This is a genomic window from Sphingobium xanthum, assembly GCF_019737615.1.
Taxonomy (GTDB): domain Bacteria; phylum Pseudomonadota; class Alphaproteobacteria; order Sphingomonadales; family Sphingomonadaceae; genus Sphingobium; species Sphingobium xanthum.
The window spans coordinates 297,436-313,683 of the sequence record NZ_JAHKKS010000002.1 but is presented as its reverse complement, the minus strand read 5'-3'; the positions used below and the strand labels follow the sequence as shown (position 1 = coordinate 313,683).

Sequence of the window (16,248 nt, the reverse complement as noted above, 5' to 3'; positions counted from 1 at the left end):
TGCGATTGGGCGGCGAAAAGAGTGGTCGAGTTGCGCGGTTTTGAGGTCGGGATTGCGTAAGAGCGGTTGTTATCGCCCCTCCTCTTCGGAAAAGGGGAGGGGGGATGGCGATGCGCAGCATCGTTTGTTCAGCGATCGTCAGACAAGCCCAGCACCACCCCAACCCCCTCTTCTGAAGAGGAGGGGCTACAGGTCTGCATCTTACCCGTCAGTCCCTCGGCCTCAGTCCGCAGGCGCGATCATCACCTTGCACTGATGGGTGCGCTTCTTGAGGCTCTCGAACACGTCCGGCGTCTGGGCGAGGCTGATCGTGTCGGTCACGAGGGACCGGGGCTCCAGCGAGCCGCGCTCCAGCGCGTCGAGCGACGCCTCATATTCCCCGCGCGTGAAGAAGGCGGAGGTGACGAGGCGGATTTCCTTGGAGAGCATCGCGAAGCTGTTGAACGTGTCGGGCATGTTGCAGAGGCCCAGCAGCAGGATCGTGCCGCGCGGGCGGACTTGCTGCACGGCTTGCGCGATGAGGCCGGGGATGCCGACGCACTCGAAGACGATGTCGGCAAGGCCGCCGAGTGCGCGGGTGGCCGCGCCGACCGGGTCTTCTCGGTCCACGATGAAATCGCTCGCGCCCATCTCCAGCGCGCGCTGGCGCTGCCAGTCGGCAATGTCCTGCAGGACGACGCGGGAGGCACCCGCACGGCGTGCCCAATAGGCGACGGCAAGGCCGATCGGCCCCGCGCCGAGGATCAGTATCTTGTCGCCCGGCTTGATGCCGGAGAGCGTGACACCGTGCCGCGCGACGGCGAGCGGCTCGACGATCGCGCCATCGGCCAGGCTGAGCTGCTGCGGCAGCTTAATGCACTGGTTCGGCCGGGTGATGGCGAACTCGGCATAGCCGCCTTCCTGCAAGCCGAATTGGCTGCACCAGGCGACTTCGCCGGCCTGACAGGCGCTGCACTGGCCGCAGCTCTTGAGCGGGCTGACCGAGACAAGGTCGCCCGTCCTGAGCCCCTCGACGCCGCTGCCGAGCGCGACAACTTCGCCCGCGAACTCGTGGCCAAGCACCGTGCCGGGGCCTTTGCCGTATCCGGAGTCCTCGGTCATGTGCAGGTCCGATCCGCAAATGCCGCAGCGGCCTACCTTGATCACCAGCTCGCCGGCGCCGGGCATCGGATCGGGCAGGGTGTCGACGAGGAGGGGCTTGTGCAGCCCTTGCATGATAGCGGCGCGCATGGGGATCGGTCCCGTTCAGCTGGGCATGAGGAGCACGGGCTTTACCACTTCGCCGCTTTCGCCGGCATGGAAGGCCTCGTTGATCGCATCGAAAGGATAGGTCTTGATGAGCTTGTCGTGCGGGAAGCGGCCGGCCATGTGATGCTCGATCAGTTCGGGCAGGAAGCCGTGAATGTCGGAATCGCCGCCGAGAATGCCCATGACACGGCGCCCGCCACCCATGAAATTGGACTCGTCGAAGGTCAGCATGTCGCCCGGTGCAGACGCGCCGACGATGCCGACGATGCCGAGCGGGGCGAGCAGGGAGAAAGCCTGCTCGATGATCTTGTTGATGCCCGTCGTGTCGAACGCATAGCCGAGGCCCTGCGGGCAGAGCGCGCGGATTTCGTCTACCGCGTTCTGGCTCTTGTCGTTGATCGTGTGCGTCGCGCCGAGCTCCTTGGCGAGGGCGAGGCGGCTGTCGTGAATATCGACGGCGATGATCGGGTTCGCGCCCGCGATCTTCGCGGCCATGATCGCGCCGAGGCCGACTGCGCCCGTGCCGAACACGGCGATCGGAAGCCCCTTTCGCACGGCCATGCTGCGCAGCACGGCGCCAGCGCCGGTCATCAGGCCGCAGCCGAGCGGCGCGAGCGTTTCCATTGAAAGATGTGCCGCGCTGTCCGGCACGCGGGCGGTGTTGCTGGCATGCGCGATCGCGTAGGTCGCGAAAGACGACTGGCCGAAGAAATTGGCATTGAGCGGGGTGCCGCCCTGATATGCCGTCGGGCTGCCGTCGGCGCGCGTGCCGATCCAGTTGTACGGAAAGAAATTGTAGCAATAGGTCGGCTTGTGAATGTCGCAGCTCGGGCAATGGCCGCAGCTGTCAAAGCTCATGATCACCCGATCGCCGGGCTTCACATGCGTGACGGCGGAGCCGACCTTCTCGACCACGCCCGCGCCTTCATGACCAAGAATGGCGGGGAGGGGGACGGGGATGTGCTGATCGCGCACTGCCATGTCCGTGTGGCAGACGCCGCAGGCCACGATGCGCACCAGAACTTCGTCATCGCGGGGATCGTCGAGACGGATGTCCTCGATCGAAAAGGGCTTTTCGCTGCCATAGCAAATGGCGGCCTGGGCTTGGGTGGTCATTGCTCTCTCCTGGTCAGATGGCGTCGCGCGGTGGCTGAGGTTATTGCGCCCTCATTCCGTCCATTTGGGTTCTTCCTTCATCGCGACCTTGGAAGAATTGCCGAGGATGAAGTTGTCGAGCGCGTCGATGGCATCGGGGAAACTCTTCTGGACACGACTGCGCAGGTCCGCTGAATCCTTCGACTGCGCGACGAGCTTCGGCCAGGCGGCGATGTAGCTCTGGGTGAACGTCAGCCCGGTCATGTCGTTGGGCAATCCGGGCCGACTGTGACCCGCGACGACGATCCGCGGCTTGAGCGCGGCGAGACCGTCCAGCGCCTTGCCCCAGGCGACGATATTCGACGGGTCGTGTTCGCCCAGCCAGAGATGCATCTGGTTGAAGACCAGATCCCCTGGGAAGAGCGCCTGGATCGACGGCGCCCAGAGCGCGGTCGCGTGAACATGATCGCCGGCCATCGGACCCAGCACCTTCAGCTCATGGCCTTCGAGCAGGATCGTGTCGCCCGCGAGCGGCGTCGGCGCGCTCGGATGGATGGGGCCGTTGCGTCCGAGCAGCGGACCCCAGCGCTTCACCTTGAAAGGGAGGGAGCGCCAGATATCGGCCACCACAACCGGATGAGCCACGATCCGGGCGTCGGGGAATGCATCCTGGATCACCTCCATGGCGAAGAAGTGATCGGGATGGTCGTGTGTCACGAATACATGGGTCAGCCGCTTCCCGCTTTCGAGCACCATGGCGACGACGCGGTGAGCGTCCGCGCTGGTGAACGGCGCATCGACGAGAACAGCGTCGCGCTCGCCCTTGATGAGGGCGATGTTGACGTGCAGCGAGCCGGGTCCGGTTCGCAGAACCTCGACCTCGAGCGGCTTGGGCGCCTCCTGCTGCGCCCTGAGCGGCGACATGGCAAGCAGTGCGATCAGCGTCAGAAAAGAACGTAACATTAGCCAAATCTCCCCAATGCCATGCCGCCGTCGATCAGCATTTGCGCGCCGGTCACATAGCTCGATGCGTCAGAGGCAAGATACAGCGCCAGTGGCTTGAGCTGGTGCGGATCGCCGATCTTGCCCATCAGCGTGGAATCGTCCCAGGCCTTGCGCACGACCGGGTCCTTGAGCGAACCATCGGCGATGTTGGTCGCGAAGGGGCCGGGCAGGATCGCGTTGACGCGGATCTTGTACTCGCCGAGTTCGAACGCCATGTGCTTGACCATGTGGCTGACCCCCGCCTTGGACGGCATATAGGGCATCGGCACGATCGGCTCGCAGACCACCGCCGCGTTGGACGAGGTGGCGATGATCGAGCCGGGCTTGCCGCCCTTCTTCATCAGCCGCGCCGCTTCGCGCATCGTGTTGTAGGCGCCGGTCAGGTTGATCGCGATGATCGTGTCCCACATTTCGGGATTGTAGGTGTCGATCTGGCCATCGGGATCGCGATAACCGTTCGGATTCCAGAAGCCGGGGCCGAGGCCGAGGCCGGCATTGGCGAAGGCGATGTCGAGGCCGCCATAGGCCGCCTCATGCGCGTCGAAGACTTCGCGCGTGCGCGTGCGATCACGCACATCGAGCTGGTCGGCGCGGGCCTCATAGCCTTCCGAGCGCAAGCGGGCCGCTTCGCGCTCGGCGGCCGCGGGATCCACGTCGGTCAGCGTCACCTTGGCGCCGGCCTCCGCCATCGTCTCGGCATAGGCAAGGCCGATGCCCGAGGCCGCACCGGTCACGATCGCGCTGCGGCCGGCGATGTCGAACTGTTCGAGGGCTTTGGGCGTGCTGCTCACAGGTAAAGCTCCTTGTTGATGGGCAGACCGTTCTCCCGGCAGTAGGTCTCATAGTGGTTGATGAACCACCAGACGTCGAGCGTCTCGACGTGGTTGCCCTGATCGTCGTAAAACTCGTTGGCGCCCTGCATCCAGAAGAAGGCCTTCATGCCATCGGGTTCATCGGTAACGAGCGTGTGCGCATGGCCGGGAAATTCGGTGATGAATTCGCCGGGATGGCAGAGCCAGTCATATTCGAGATAGCGGAACGTGCCTTCCAGCCCGATCGCCCAGACCATGCCGCGATGCTTGTGGGTGCCGATGACGCCGGGCGACTTGATCCAGAGGATGTTGGCATAGACATTCTGCCGCACGTCGAAGGCGAGGTGGCGGATGGCGGCATTGTCGCCGAACGGCACCCACGGACTCTCGGCTTCCGAACTGCCGACATAGGAGCCCGGGCGGACATAGCGATCGACGACCTCGCGGTGAATTTCCGGAACGGCGACGATCTTGTACGCTCCGGAAGGCGGAGCGCTGAGCGGTTCACTGGCCATGACGATCCTTTGCCGGGCTGGTTCAGAGATAGAGCTGCGGATTGATCGGAATGTCGTTCGCGCGGCAGTAGCTCTCATAATGATCCATGAACCACCAGACGTCCGCAGTCATGACCATATTGCCGTCGCTGTCGTAGAACTCGTTCGGCCCCTGCATCCAGCCGAACAGCTTGCAGCCGTCGGGATGATCGGTGACGAGTGTATGGGCCTCGCCGGGCGTCTCGTAGATGAAGCAGCCGGGCGTCGCGAGCCAGTCATACTCCAGATAATGGACGCTGCCCTCGAGGCACATCATGACCACATAGCCGCGATGCTTGTGAGTGCCGACGACGCTCGGGCCTTTCATCCACAGGATGTTAGAATAGATATTGTGGCGCGTGTCGAAGAGCAGATGCTTGATGGCGGCATTCTCGCCGAAGGGCACCCAGGGACTGTCCGTCTCGTCATAATGGACGAAGCGACCGGCAAAGGCATGCTTGGCGATAAGGTCCGGGAAGAGTTCCGGCACCTTGACGATCTTGCGCTCCTGGCTGGGAGGCGCAGTCATCCGCGTTTCCTTGTTCATGCGATCTCTCTCCTTCTTGTCCTGTCTGGCGAATGTCGCACCGGACGGGACATCTCTGTCTTTCACTAACAAACACAGTGTCGATGGCCGTTTTCCCTATCGACCTGCCAAGTCATATTAGTCCGACGTGTTGCGACGCGCTTGTCATCACGCGCAACCGCCTTGGATCAATGCGCAGAAACCGGAGCCCCTCCTGTTATGCGCCATTGCCGTGGCGGCATGCCGAAATGCCGTCGGAAAGAACGGCTGAAATGGGCGATGTCCTCAAAGCCGCAATCGAAGGCGATTGCAGAAATCGATGTCTGCGGCGATGTGACGAGCATCTGGGCGGCTGCCTCCATCCGGCGAGCGGCCACATAGTCTCGCGGCGTCCATCCGTTTGCCGCCAGCCACATTTGCACCGTGCGGAGCGAGACGCCCAACTCGTCGGCAATTGCCTGCCCCGACAGCGCGGGATCGTGAAAACGGGTTCCCACGATCCGCGCGATCCGATCGAATCCCGACGGAGCGGGGACATCATGATCCGCCCCTCGCAGGATGAGCACGAGCATGCTGACGATGCATTGATGCAGCTCATGTTGCCAGGCCGCATTGGCCTGGGCGTTCGCGGCGATGCCATCCTGCCAGGTGCTGGTCAGGAACCGTCGAAAGGCCTGCACCGAAGGGGAATGGCTCGGGAAGATGCGGGCAAGATAGTGATCGAGATTCGTGACGCGCCCCTGCAGGTGGCGTGTCGGCAGATCGATGACCAGCATGTCATGCGTGGTCGTCCGCAATTCCGAGGGAAGTTCGGAGGTGCAAAGCGAAAGATCGCCTGGCCGCAGGCGGCATTGCCGCGCTCCCTGCTGCTGCAGGCATTCGCCGCGTCCCTGAAGATGGACGAGGAGACGTTCTTCGCCGCCCGTGGTGGGCCGCCGGCGCACCACGCTTTCGGTGGCGTGTGGCCAGAGCAAAGTGATGTCGCCGAGCCGCCACCGATAGAGGTCGCCCCGAAAACCGGCGCTCGCCGCATCAATCGTCAGGCCTGCCGAGCTGATCTCGGCGACTTCATTCCACAGCCGCAAATTGGCCTTGGCGGAGAAGAAGGGAGTCGAAAACCGCTCGACCGTCGATAAGGAATGTGGCGGGCTCATTTTCGATGTGCCGAATCGGACGACGCTAGGCGTCCGGATCTTCGTCGAACACGTTGAGCTCGATCTGGACGCCGGTCGGGTCGTGGATGAACACCTGCGTCATCTTGATCACCTCTACCCGGTTCTCGCGCCAGGGGACGTTGAACTTCTTCAGTCGCTCGCGCAACGGCTCGATGCCGAAGCATTGATAGGCGACATGATCGAGGCCGCCGGTCGTGCCGGTGATATTGTCATACTGGCCATGCTCGCTGAGGGCACCGGGCGTCGAGATGTGGACGATCGGATCGTCCTTGTGGTCGTACATCCAGCGCACCATCGTCCTGTCGAGATTGGGTGGGGGATCGCGTTCCTCCAGCTCCATTATGTCGCGATAGAAGGCGACGACCGGCGGCAGATCGCGGGTGCGGATATTGACGTGATCGAGGCGTTTGATGAGCATGAGGCAATCCTGGTCCTGTGCGGCCGGGCAGGGCATGTCGATCCGGCATTATACCTATCATAGTATGCAGTTGCGTGCCGCCAGATCAAGCCTTTCCTTAGCACGAAGCGTATCGATTCCGCGTCGGAAATCGAGGAGATTTCATCGCTGCGCCAAAAGGAAAGGGGCCGGACTTTCGTCCGGCCCCTCCCGTCCTCTCCTGTTATTTCTTGCGCACTTCTTAGAAGTTGCGCGTCACGCCGAGCAGCCAGGTCCGCGGCAGGCCGGGCACGCCGCTCACGAGGCCCAGCGAGGTCGTGACGTCGCTGACGGTCGTGAAATAATACTTGTCCGTCAGGTTCTTGACTTCGAGCGTAACCTTCCAGTCGCCATCACCATCGCGCCACGAAATCTGACCGTTCGCAAGGAATCGGCCCTTGATCGTGCCCCAATCGGTGTTTTCGGCGTTGGTGAAGAGTTTGCCCTGATACGAGCCATCCACACGTGCGGTGAACGTGCCCATGTCGGTGACGTAGTCGTACTGAACGCCCGTGCTCCAGGTCCACTTCGGCGTATAGGGCGTGATAGCGGTCGCGGGAACGGCGCCGACCACCGGATTGCCCTGCGCATCCTTGCCCGAGACCAGGAAGCCACCAATGGCCGCCGAGGTGTACTTGAAGTCGAGATAGGCGAGGCTGCCGTCGATGGTCAGGCCATCGATCGGACGGAAGGTCGACTCGAGCTCAAAGCCCTTCACGTCGGCCGCACCGATATTGTCCGGACGCAGACAGGGCGTCTGCAGCACCGATTCAACGCAGCGGACCTTGGCGAGAATGATGTTCTGATACTTGTTCAGGAACATCGCACCGTTCAGGCGCCATTTGCGGTCGAAGAGGTCGGCCTTGAAGCCGACTTCGTAGGTGGTGAGCGTTTCCGGATTGAACGGCAGACGCTGGTCGGCAACGAACGGACGCGGATTGACGCCGCCGCCCTTGAAGCCCGTCGAGACCGATGCGTAGGCTAGGAACTGCTCGGAGAAGCGATAGTCGCCAACGATTCGCCAATCCCAGCGATCGCCCTCGAAACTACCGGTAATCCCATAGATGCCCGCCAGCAGGCAGTTGGGAGCCCCGAACAGACCGCCGATTGCGCATCCAGCATCCGGACGAGTGCCATCCGGGTTCCGACGGAAGTAGGTGTAGTCCTTCTTGTCCTTCGTATAGCGGATGCCGCCGGTGATGCTGAGTCCCTCGACCGGGCGAACGGTCGCGGTCGCGAACAGCGCCTTGGTGTTGCTGGGCGTCGTGTCCGGGCCATGTAGGAAGTCGATGGTGGCCGGCGCGACATAGTTCAGATCGACGCGGGCAGTGTAGACGCCTTCCTGATCGAGGTAGAAGCCGCCGACCGTACCGTCCAGCATGCCATCGCCGGCCGAGAAGTTGAGGCGGATTTCCGACGTGAACGCATGGTGGTTCAACTGGTTGTCGAGTTGCGCGACCGGGATCGGTGTCGCATCCTGGTCCTGGCCGAACTTAGACTCATACTTGCGATAGGAGCCGATGTAGACGAACTCCAGATTGTCGTTGATGTCGTAGTTCAGGGTGCCGTGCACGCCCCAGCCCTGGAATTCGGTGATGGGCAGAGCGAAATAGGGCTTGTAGGGCGCCTGTGCGTTGGGTGCCATGGCATCCATGAAGTTCGAATAGCTGACGAAACGCGGATCCCAGCCCAGCAGGTCGCCGCCCGTGTCGCACCCAAATTTGCCTGCCGGTACGAAGGCGCAGCTCATGTTCACGGCCTGGCCGTTCTTACCGACCAGCCAGGGGTTGGTGTAGACGGGCGCCCCGCTGCCATTCACGGAGAAAGAATTGCCGACGGATGCCGGGTTGAAGTTGGTGCAAGCCGGCGCAGAGCAGATCGCGCCTGCGGCCAGAAGGACGGTCGGAATCGCTTCCGATTTTTCCCGCGTGTAGTCGCCGGAAATATTGATTTCGAGGGCGCTGGTCGGCTCCCAGCGTAGCGCGGCACGGGCCGCGATGATGTTCTGGCCGCCCATCGTCGCATAGTCGGAGTTGCCGCTTCCGCGCGTGTTGTTCTGGGGCACGTTCGAATTGGGATGCGTCTGGCCATAGTCGAGCATGGCGACATAGCCGTCACGCCCGCGGCCCATGCCGGAGACACGCATCGAGAGGTTATCGGTGATGGCGAAATCCATCATGCCGCGCACGCTGATCTCATTGTACGAGCCATATTCGACGCGCAGCATGCCCGAGTTGTCGCCCCGCGGCTTGGCGCTGAACAATTTGATGGCGCCGCCGATGGCGTTCTTGCCTGCGAGCGTGCCTTGCGGGCCACGCAGGATCTCGACGCGGTCAAGATCGATCAGCTCAAGCAGCGAGCTGGACAGCGTCGGAATATAGACATCGTCAACATAGACGCCGACGCCCGGATCCAGAGCATAGTTGAAATCGACCTGGCCGACGCCGCGGATGAACGCGATAAGGCCAGAGCCGCCGCCTTGCCCCTGCGGGCGGAGCGACACGTTCGGGGCCTGTGCGGCGACCTGAGCGATGTTCGTCTGGCCGCGGGCTTCAAGCATGGCGCCGTTGACCGCAGTGATGGCGATCGGCGTGTCCTGCAGGCGTGTTTCGCGGAACTGGGCAGTGACGACGATGTCCTGGGTTTCCCCGGCATCGGCCTCTTGCGGCGCTGATGTTTCGTTCTGGGCAATGGCCGGCGCTGCGAGCGCTGCGGCTAGGGCGAACACGGCTGTCGTAAGCGTGAATTGCACGCGCATATCTCTCTCCTCCTGGTGCCGGCGTAATATTCGTGCCCCCACAGGGTTACCCGCCGACTATTGTTGCCCCTAGCACGGGTGGGTGTGTCTAGTAAGTAACACGCCCGTGTTCGGAAAGACGATTTCACACAATGAAACGAGCAAAGTCAAGTTGCTTTATATCGGAGAGAAGTGTCTCTGAGCCAGCTTATCATACGATTCGCAACCATCTATCGGAAGGAGAGAGCCGATGACATTTGTTGCCACCACCCATGTGGGAAGTTTGCCACGGGGTGGGGACCTGGTCCCCCTGTTGCTCGCGCGCGATCATGGCGAGCCTTATGACGCGGCTGAATTCGAGGCGGTCACGCAGGCCGCGATCACGCAAAGCGTCGCGCGTCAGGTCGCTGAAGGCGTCGACATCGTTTCGGACGGGGAACTCGGCAAGATCGGCTACTCGACCTATGTGATTGAAAGGCTGACGGGCTTTGGCGGCCATACGGCGCGCAAGCCGGCGCTCGACCTCGCGCCCTATCCCGACCTGCGGCGCAAGCTCGCGGCGATCATGGGCGATCAGGAGTTCACGCGGGCCTCCTGCATTGCGCCGGTGAGGCTGCGCACGCTCGAGCCGTGCCTTGACGACATTCGTCGCTTCCGGGCGGCGCTGTCGCAAGCGGGGCAGGGCAAGCGCGGCTTCATGAATGCGGCGTCGCCTGGGCTCATCACGGCGTTCCAGCCCAATGCTTTTTATCCGAGCCACGAGGCCTATCTCGCCGATCTGGTAACGGCGATGCGGCCGGAATATGAAGCGATCATCGCGGCGGGCTTCGATTTGCAGCTCGATTGTCCCGATTTGGCCATGTCGCGGCACACCGGCTATCAGGATCTGACCGACGAGGAATTCGTCAAGGTCGCCGAGGCCAATGTCGAGGCATTGAATGCCGCGACTGCCGGCCTGCCGCGCGATCGGCTGCGCATGCACATCTGCTGGGGCAATTATGAAGGCCCGCACGATCACGACATCGATCTCGCCAAGATACTGCCCGTCATCCTGAAAGCGCGGCCTGCGATCCTGCTGTTCGAGGCTGCCAATCCCCGGCACGAGCATGAATGGACGGTCTGGCGCGATGCGAAGCTGCCGGATGACACCGTGCTGGCGCCAGGGCTTATCGACAGCTGCTCCAACTATGTCGAGCATCCCGAGTTGATCGCCCAGCGCATCGCGCGCTTCACCGGCATCGTCGGCGCCGATCGCGTGCTTGCCAGCACGGATTGCGGCTTCGGCACGTTCGCCGGCTACGGCAAGATCGATCCCGAGGTCGCCTGGAAGAAGCTCCGGGCGTTGCGCGAAGGCGCCGATCTGGCGGCTGCGCGGGGGTGATTTTCCTTATCCTCGCCCCTTTCGGGGAGAGGATAGCGCAGCTTGCCGCGTGAGCGGCTAGCGAAGCTTGGAGAGGGGGGTGGCCCGTCGCAGCCCCTCTCCAACTCCGCCTAGCGAGCAAGCTCGCAAGGCTCCGTATCCTCTCCCCGAAAGGGGCGAGGACTTAAGAACGCCGTGCGATGATGCGAGGCGCGGTCTCGTCGAGGAACAAGGCGATTAGCCCCGAGGCGATCGCCAGCGCGAACATGATCCAGAGTGGCGCCGAAAGGTCGCTCGCATCGGCCGCCATGCCGGCCAGCGACGGCGCGAACACGCCGCCCAGCACTTCCGCCACGCCCATGGTGAGGCCGAGGGCGGTGGCGACATGGCGCGCATCCACGCTCTCGGACGGGATGGTCGCCATGAACAGCGGAAAGATGCCGTTCATCGACCAGCCGATGAAGAAGAGCAGCGCCATCATCCAGGCGGGCCCTTGATAATAGAGCGCGGTGAGCGGTAGGATGATCGACACGAACGGCATGACGATCATTACCGGCCGCCGCCCGATCTTGTCCGACAGGCCCGCGATGACGAAGCTCGCCACGGCGGCCGAGACGCCGAGCGTGCCCATCAGCCAGCCCATCACGTCCGGCGAGTAGCCGCGCATAGTCGTGAGGAAAAGCGGCATGAACGCCCAGCAGATCACCAGATAGGAGACGAGCAGGACGCCGAGCACGACGCACACCCAGACATTGCGCTGGAGCAGCACGTCCATGATGCCATGCGTCTTCGCGGCGCCGGGCGCCGCCTTGGGCGGTGGCGCGGCTTCGTCGATGAGGAACCAGAGCAGGATGGCGCTGACGATGCCGGGTACGCCGGCCAGATAGAAGGCCGAGCGCCAGCCGAAGGCCTCGGCGAAGGCGACGAGCAGCACCGGCGCCGCGAAGGAACCGAGCAGGCTGGAGCCGAGATTCTGCGCGACGCCCTGCGCGATGCCGCGTCGCTCCGGCGCGACGTCGCTGGCGATCATGGCGTGGCTGATCGGCATGATGCCGCCCTCCGCCGCGCCCATGAGAAGCCGCGCGCCGAGCAGCAGCGCGAAGGTCGAGGCGATGCCGCTCATGAACGAGCAGAGCGAGAAGGCGATCGTCGAGAGGATGAGCAGGCGCTTTCGGCTACCCAGCGTGTCGGAAAGCTTGCCGATGCCGAACGCGGCCAGCGCCCAGGTGAAGGAGAGGGCGCTGGCCAGCAGGCCGACCTGCGTATTGGTGAGCCGCAGCTCCGGCTGCACGAACGGCATGAGGAAGTTGAGCGCATTCCGGTCGAAGAAGACGATGCCGAAATTGAGGCTCAGCAGGCCGACCAGAAGGATCTGATAGGAAGCCGAGCGGCGCACGGGCGTCGAAGCCGGAGAAAGCATGACGGGGGCGTCCCTATGCCGCTCCACGGCGAGCGAGAGCGCGCGGCGCCGTTTCCTTGAGGAACATCGCGACGATCCCGCCCGCGATCGTGAGGCCGATCATGATCCAGAGCGGTGCGGCGAGCGTGCTGGCGTCTGCTGCGGCACCGGCGATGCCGGGCGCGAACACGCCGCCGAGGATTTCCGCCGAGCCCATGGTGAGGCCGAGCGCGGTCGCCGCGTGGCGCGGATCGACGCTTTCAGAGGGTACCGTCGCCATGAACAGCGGGAAGATGCCATTGAGGCCCCAGCCGAAGAAGAAGATGGCGGCGAGGCCCCAGACCGACCCGGCCCAGTACATGGCACCCAGCGGGAGGATGACGCCGATCAGCGGCATGGCGATCATCACCGGCTTGCGGCCGATGAGGTCGGAGAGGCCCGATGTCGCGAAGCTGCCGATCGTCGCCGAGATGCCGAGCGTCCCGATCAGCCAGCTCATCTCGATTGCCGAATAGCCGCGGATGCTGGTCAGATAGATGGGCAGGAAGGTGAGGCAGATCACGAAATAGCTCACCATCAGCACGCCGAGCACGACGCAGAGGAACACGTTGCGGTTCCGCATCGCGTCCATCACGCCATATTTCTCGCCTTCATGCTCGGCCGAGGGCTTGGGCGGGGCGGGCGGCTCCTTGAGCGTGAACCAGATGATGGCGGCGCTGACGATGCCCGGAATACCGGCGAGGAAGAAGGCATTGCGCCAGCCGAATTCCTGCCCGAACCAGACAAGCAGCACGGGCGCGATGAACGAGCCGAGCAGGTTGGAGCCGAAATTCTGCGCGATGCCTTGCGCCAGGCCGCGATGCTTCGGATCGACCTCGGTCGCCACCATGGCGTGGCTGATCGGCATGATGCCGCCCTCGGCCGCGCCCATGAGCAGGCGGGCAGACAGCATGAGGATGAAGCTGGTCGCGATGCCGCTGGCGAAGGAGCAGACCGAGAAACCGAGGGTCGAGAGGATCAGCAATAGCTTGCGGTTGCCGATCGTGTCCGAGAGCTTGCCGACGCCGAACGCCGCCAGCGCCCAAGTGAAGGAGAGCGCACTCGCCAGCAGGCCGATCTGCGTGTTGGTGAGCGACAGCTCCGGCTGCACGAACGGCATGAGCACGTTGAGCGCTTGCCGGTCGAAGAAGACGATGCCGAAATTGATGCTGAGCAGCCCGACGAGCCAGGCCTGATAACCACCGCTACGCCGACCGGTCCCGGTTGCCGCGCTCCCTTGCGTCATTTCCATTTGCGCCCCTCTCCAAGGTCCGACTTTATCGATTGGCCCCTTTGTGTCGCGGGCGAGCGCGCTTGGCCAGTGCAATTTGAGGAGGGTGGTCGTTTCGGGAGAGGCGGGCGAAGCTTGATACGGAGAACCACATCTCATCCACACAAGCCCGGAGTGACGGCGGATTAGAAGCCGACGCTACGCCACCTAGCTCGCGAACTTCGCCCGCACGTCATCCGGCACACGCTCGGCGCGCATCCCGCCGGGGCGCTCGGCGTCGCGGATCGTCCAGACGCGCTTCTCAATGCCGGTCACGCAGACATGCCCGTTTTTCAGCAGGCGGTGCGCGATCGTGAAGCTCGAATTGCCGAACTCGGGCGCGGCGGCTTCCAGCACGACGTCATCGCCATAAGCGGCCGGGCGCATGAACTTCGCCGACACGTCGACCATAGGATAGCCGACGACGCCCTGCGCGCTCAGCATGTCCTTCTTGCGCACGCCGAGCGCCTTTTCGAAGAGCATGATCGTGCTCTCGCCGAACATCTCCAGGAAGCGCGGCGCATAAACGATGCCCGCCGGATCGCAATGACCCCATTCGATGCGATAGGGCCGCGAGAGGAACGGGATGAAATCGTCGGTCGTGCTGTCGCTCATGGGGCAAAATCCAGTCCGCCGCGGCGCTCGGCAAACCGCCAGCCATCGGCGGTCTTGCGCAGGCGGTCGTTGAAAGTGCCGATCAGCGGATCGGCGGGATCGTGGGATGGCAGGCTGCCATTCTCGGTAGTCTTGCCCCGATAGAGCAGCATCACGCAGAAGGCGCTTGCCTCGGTCTCGCTCTCCACATCGACGACGATGTTCGAGACGACATGGCGTGTCACGATACCGGCCGGGCGCGAGCGGAAGCCGTCGAGGATCGCCTGACGGCCGACATAGGGCTTGTCCGGCAAGGTCGGGCGAGCGAGCAGGCCGTCCTCGGTAAAGAGCGAGGCGACGGCATCCCAGTCGCCAGCATCGTTCACCTTCATGTAGAGATTGATGAGGCGCGTGCAGTCCCACTCGATTGCACGGCGGATTTGGTCGTCCATCAGGCCTGCTCCGTCTCTTCGGGGAGAAGTTCGGTATCGATCTGCGTCTGCACGGGTGCGGGATAGCGTGGGCCGGCGACGGCGCCCGGCGCGAAGATCGAGTCAACGGTGGCGATCGTTTCGGCCGAGAGCGTCACGGTCGCGGCGCTGAGATTTTCCTCAAGATGCGGGATGGTGCGCGTGCCGGGAATGGCGACGATGTTCGGGGAGCGGGAAAGGACCCAGGCGAGGCAGAGCTGCGCGGGCGTCAGGCCGTTTTCCGCTGCCAGCGCGTTGAACCGCGCCGCGAGCTTCAGATTTTCGCTGAAATTGGGTTCCTGGAAGCGCGGCATCGGGATGCGGATATCGCCCGGCACGAAGTCGACATTGGTGACGGCGCCGGAGAGGAAACCGCGCGCCAGCGGCGAGAAGGCAACGAAGCTGACGCCCAGCTCCGCGCAGGCATCGAGCACCGCGACCTCGGGATTGCGCACCCAGGGCGAATATTCGGACTGCATAGCGGCGATGGGATGGACCGCATGCGCGCGGCGCATCGTCGCGGCGGACATTTCGGAGAGGCCGATGGCGCCGATCTTGCCGGCTTCCTTGGCGCGGACCATCGCGCCCATCGACTCCTCGATCGGCACCTTCATGTCGAGCCGATGCAGATAATAGATGTCGATGAAATCGGTGCCGAGCCGCTGCAGCGAGCGCTCCAGCGAGCCAGCGATGGTCTCCGGCCGCCCGTCGAGGATGCGCGTCCCATCGACCTGATCGAGCACGCATTTGCTGGCGAGGACATAGTCCTTGCGACGATGGCCGACGGCCTTGTTCAGCAACCGTTCGCTGCCGCCACCGCCATAGAGCGCCGCACTGTCCAGATGCGTGACGCCGAGGTCCAGCGCCCGGTTCAGCACGCGGATGCCATCTTCCTCGCTGGGCGGGACGTCATAGGCGTGGGACAGGTTCATGCAGCCGAAGCTGATCGCCGAAACCGGCGTGGAACCGAGGAGGCGGGTGGGGAGGGAGGTGGCCGGCAAGGTCATGGGCAGGCTTTGTCGTCGCGTCGCACAAAAATCAATGTGGAGATGCGAGAATGCGACGGGACTGCCCGGATCGGACGCCGAACTAGCGCCGAAACCCCAGCTCCTGATCGACCCAGGCCCAGAATGCCCGCGAGCGCTCGATGACGGGCTGTGAGGCGGAGCGATAGGCCTCGCGCTCATCGCGCACGCGGATCGCCGGCCAATTCGCCTGGTTGATTGAGTTCGCGCTGCGAAAGGCCGCAAACAGCCTTGTGCCTTCCGTCAATTTGTCGGGGTTGGCCTTGAGGTGGGGATCCTGCTCCAGGGCATTGCCGACCTTGGCGAATTGCAGGACGAGGTCGCGGCGCACGCGAACCAGTTCCATCGCGTTGTCGCCGTCTTTCAGCTGACCTGCCGACACGATATCGCGCTCGGCTATCGCAAAGGATCGCAGAGCATCCTCAAGCTCGGCACCAATGGCCATGTTCAGTCTCTCCTTCGCGCTTACCCTCGATCATGGGCAATGCGGTGTGTCATCTTGTCGTCCGGTCTAAATGATCGCA

The 16,248-nt window shown here is 63.5% G+C and carries 16 protein-coding genes; 1 reads left to right on the top strand and 15 read right to left on the bottom strand.

The annotated features are described in order from the left end of the window. Positions 1-222: 222 nt before the first annotated feature. The 9 genes from KM135_RS04670 to KM135_RS04630 form a co-directional block, all read right to left on the bottom strand. Positions 223-1,230, bottom strand: coding sequence for an alcohol dehydrogenase catalytic domain-containing protein (locus KM135_RS04670; protein WP_221712809.1), 1,008 nt, complete (start codon positions 1,228-1,230; stop codon positions 223-225). Between the two features lie 15 nt (positions 1,231-1,245). Then, positions 1,246-2,364, bottom strand: coding sequence for an NAD(P)-dependent alcohol dehydrogenase (locus tag KM135_RS04665; protein WP_221712808.1), 1,119 nt, complete (start codon positions 2,362-2,364; stop codon positions 1,246-1,248). Positions 2,365-2,415: 51 nt separating this feature from the next. Beyond that, a complete protein-coding gene (locus tag KM135_RS04660) occupies positions 2,416-3,306 on the bottom strand; it encodes an MBL fold metallo-hydrolase (protein WP_221712807.1) in 891 nt (296 codons plus the stop codon). After that, the gene (locus KM135_RS04655) at positions 3,306-4,139 is read right to left on the bottom strand and encodes an SDR family NAD(P)-dependent oxidoreductase (RefSeq protein ID WP_221712806.1); all 834 of its coding nucleotides are present in this window, start codon (positions 4,137-4,139) and stop codon (positions 3,306-3,308) included. Before KM135_RS04655 ends, KM135_RS04660 begins: the two co-directional genes overlap by 1 nt. Beyond that, a complete protein-coding gene (locus tag KM135_RS04650; RefSeq protein ID WP_221712805.1) occupies positions 4,136-4,675 on the bottom strand; it encodes a 2,4'-dihydroxyacetophenone dioxygenase family protein in 540 nt (179 codons plus the stop codon). The genes KM135_RS04655 and KM135_RS04650 overlap by 4 nt, the downstream gene beginning before the upstream one ends. Positions 4,676-4,697: 22 nt before the next feature. Further along, entirely contained in the window at positions 4,698-5,240 is a 543-nt protein-coding gene (locus KM135_RS04645) for a 2,4'-dihydroxyacetophenone dioxygenase family protein (RefSeq protein WP_221712804.1), read from the bottom strand. A 167-nt stretch (positions 5,241-5,407) separates the two neighbouring features. Then, on the bottom strand, positions 5,408-6,373 hold the full coding sequence (locus KM135_RS04640; protein ID WP_221712803.1) for an AraC family transcriptional regulator: 966 nt from the start codon (positions 6,371-6,373) through the stop codon (positions 5,408-5,410). Between the two features lie 25 nt (positions 6,374-6,398). After that, positions 6,399-6,812, bottom strand: coding sequence for a VOC family protein (locus KM135_RS04635; RefSeq protein ID WP_221712802.1), 414 nt, complete (start codon positions 6,810-6,812; stop codon positions 6,399-6,401). Between the two features lie 220 nt (positions 6,813-7,032). Next, the gene (locus KM135_RS04630) at positions 7,033-9,588 is read right to left on the bottom strand and encodes a TonB-dependent receptor (protein ID WP_221712801.1); all 2,556 of its coding nucleotides are present in this window, start codon (positions 9,586-9,588) and stop codon (positions 7,033-7,035) included. Between the two features lie 229 nt (positions 9,589-9,817). Between KM135_RS04630 and KM135_RS04625 the strand changes: the two genes are divergently transcribed. Next, positions 9,818-10,948, top strand: coding sequence for a cobalamin-independent methionine synthase II family protein (locus KM135_RS04625; protein WP_221712800.1), 1,131 nt, complete (start codon positions 9,818-9,820; stop codon positions 10,946-10,948). A 163-nt stretch (positions 10,949-11,111) separates the two neighbouring features. Here the strand turns inward: KM135_RS04625 and KM135_RS04620 are convergent, their stop codons facing one another. The 6 genes from KM135_RS04620 to KM135_RS04595 form a co-directional block, all read right to left on the bottom strand. After that, a complete protein-coding gene (locus KM135_RS04620; RefSeq protein ID WP_221712799.1) occupies positions 11,112-12,347 on the bottom strand; it encodes an MFS transporter in 1,236 nt (411 codons plus the stop codon). Between the two features lie 13 nt (positions 12,348-12,360). Continuing rightward, on the bottom strand, positions 12,361-13,611 hold the full coding sequence (locus KM135_RS04615; RefSeq protein WP_246605740.1) for an MFS transporter: 1,251 nt from the start codon (positions 13,609-13,611) through the stop codon (positions 12,361-12,363). 192 nt (positions 13,612-13,803) lie between these two features. Continuing rightward, entirely contained in the window at positions 13,804-14,250 is a 447-nt protein-coding gene (locus KM135_RS04610) for an acyl-CoA thioesterase (RefSeq protein ID WP_221712797.1), read from the bottom strand. Further along, positions 14,247-14,681, bottom strand: a complete 435-nt coding sequence (locus KM135_RS04605) for a nuclear transport factor 2 family protein (protein ID WP_221712796.1) — start codon at positions 14,679-14,681, stop codon at positions 14,247-14,249. Before KM135_RS04605 ends, KM135_RS04610 begins: the two co-directional genes overlap by 4 nt. After that, positions 14,681-15,706: an aldo/keto reductase gene (locus KM135_RS04600; RefSeq protein WP_221712795.1), complete on the bottom strand. Its 1,026-nt coding sequence runs from the start codon at positions 15,704-15,706 to the stop codon at positions 14,681-14,683. The genes KM135_RS04605 and KM135_RS04600 overlap by 1 nt, the downstream gene beginning before the upstream one ends. Positions 15,707-15,788: 82 nt before the next feature. Next, on the bottom strand, positions 15,789-16,169 hold the full coding sequence (locus KM135_RS04595; RefSeq protein ID WP_221712794.1) for a hypothetical protein: 381 nt from the start codon (positions 16,167-16,169) through the stop codon (positions 15,789-15,791). Positions 16,170-16,248 lie beyond the last annotated feature (79 nt).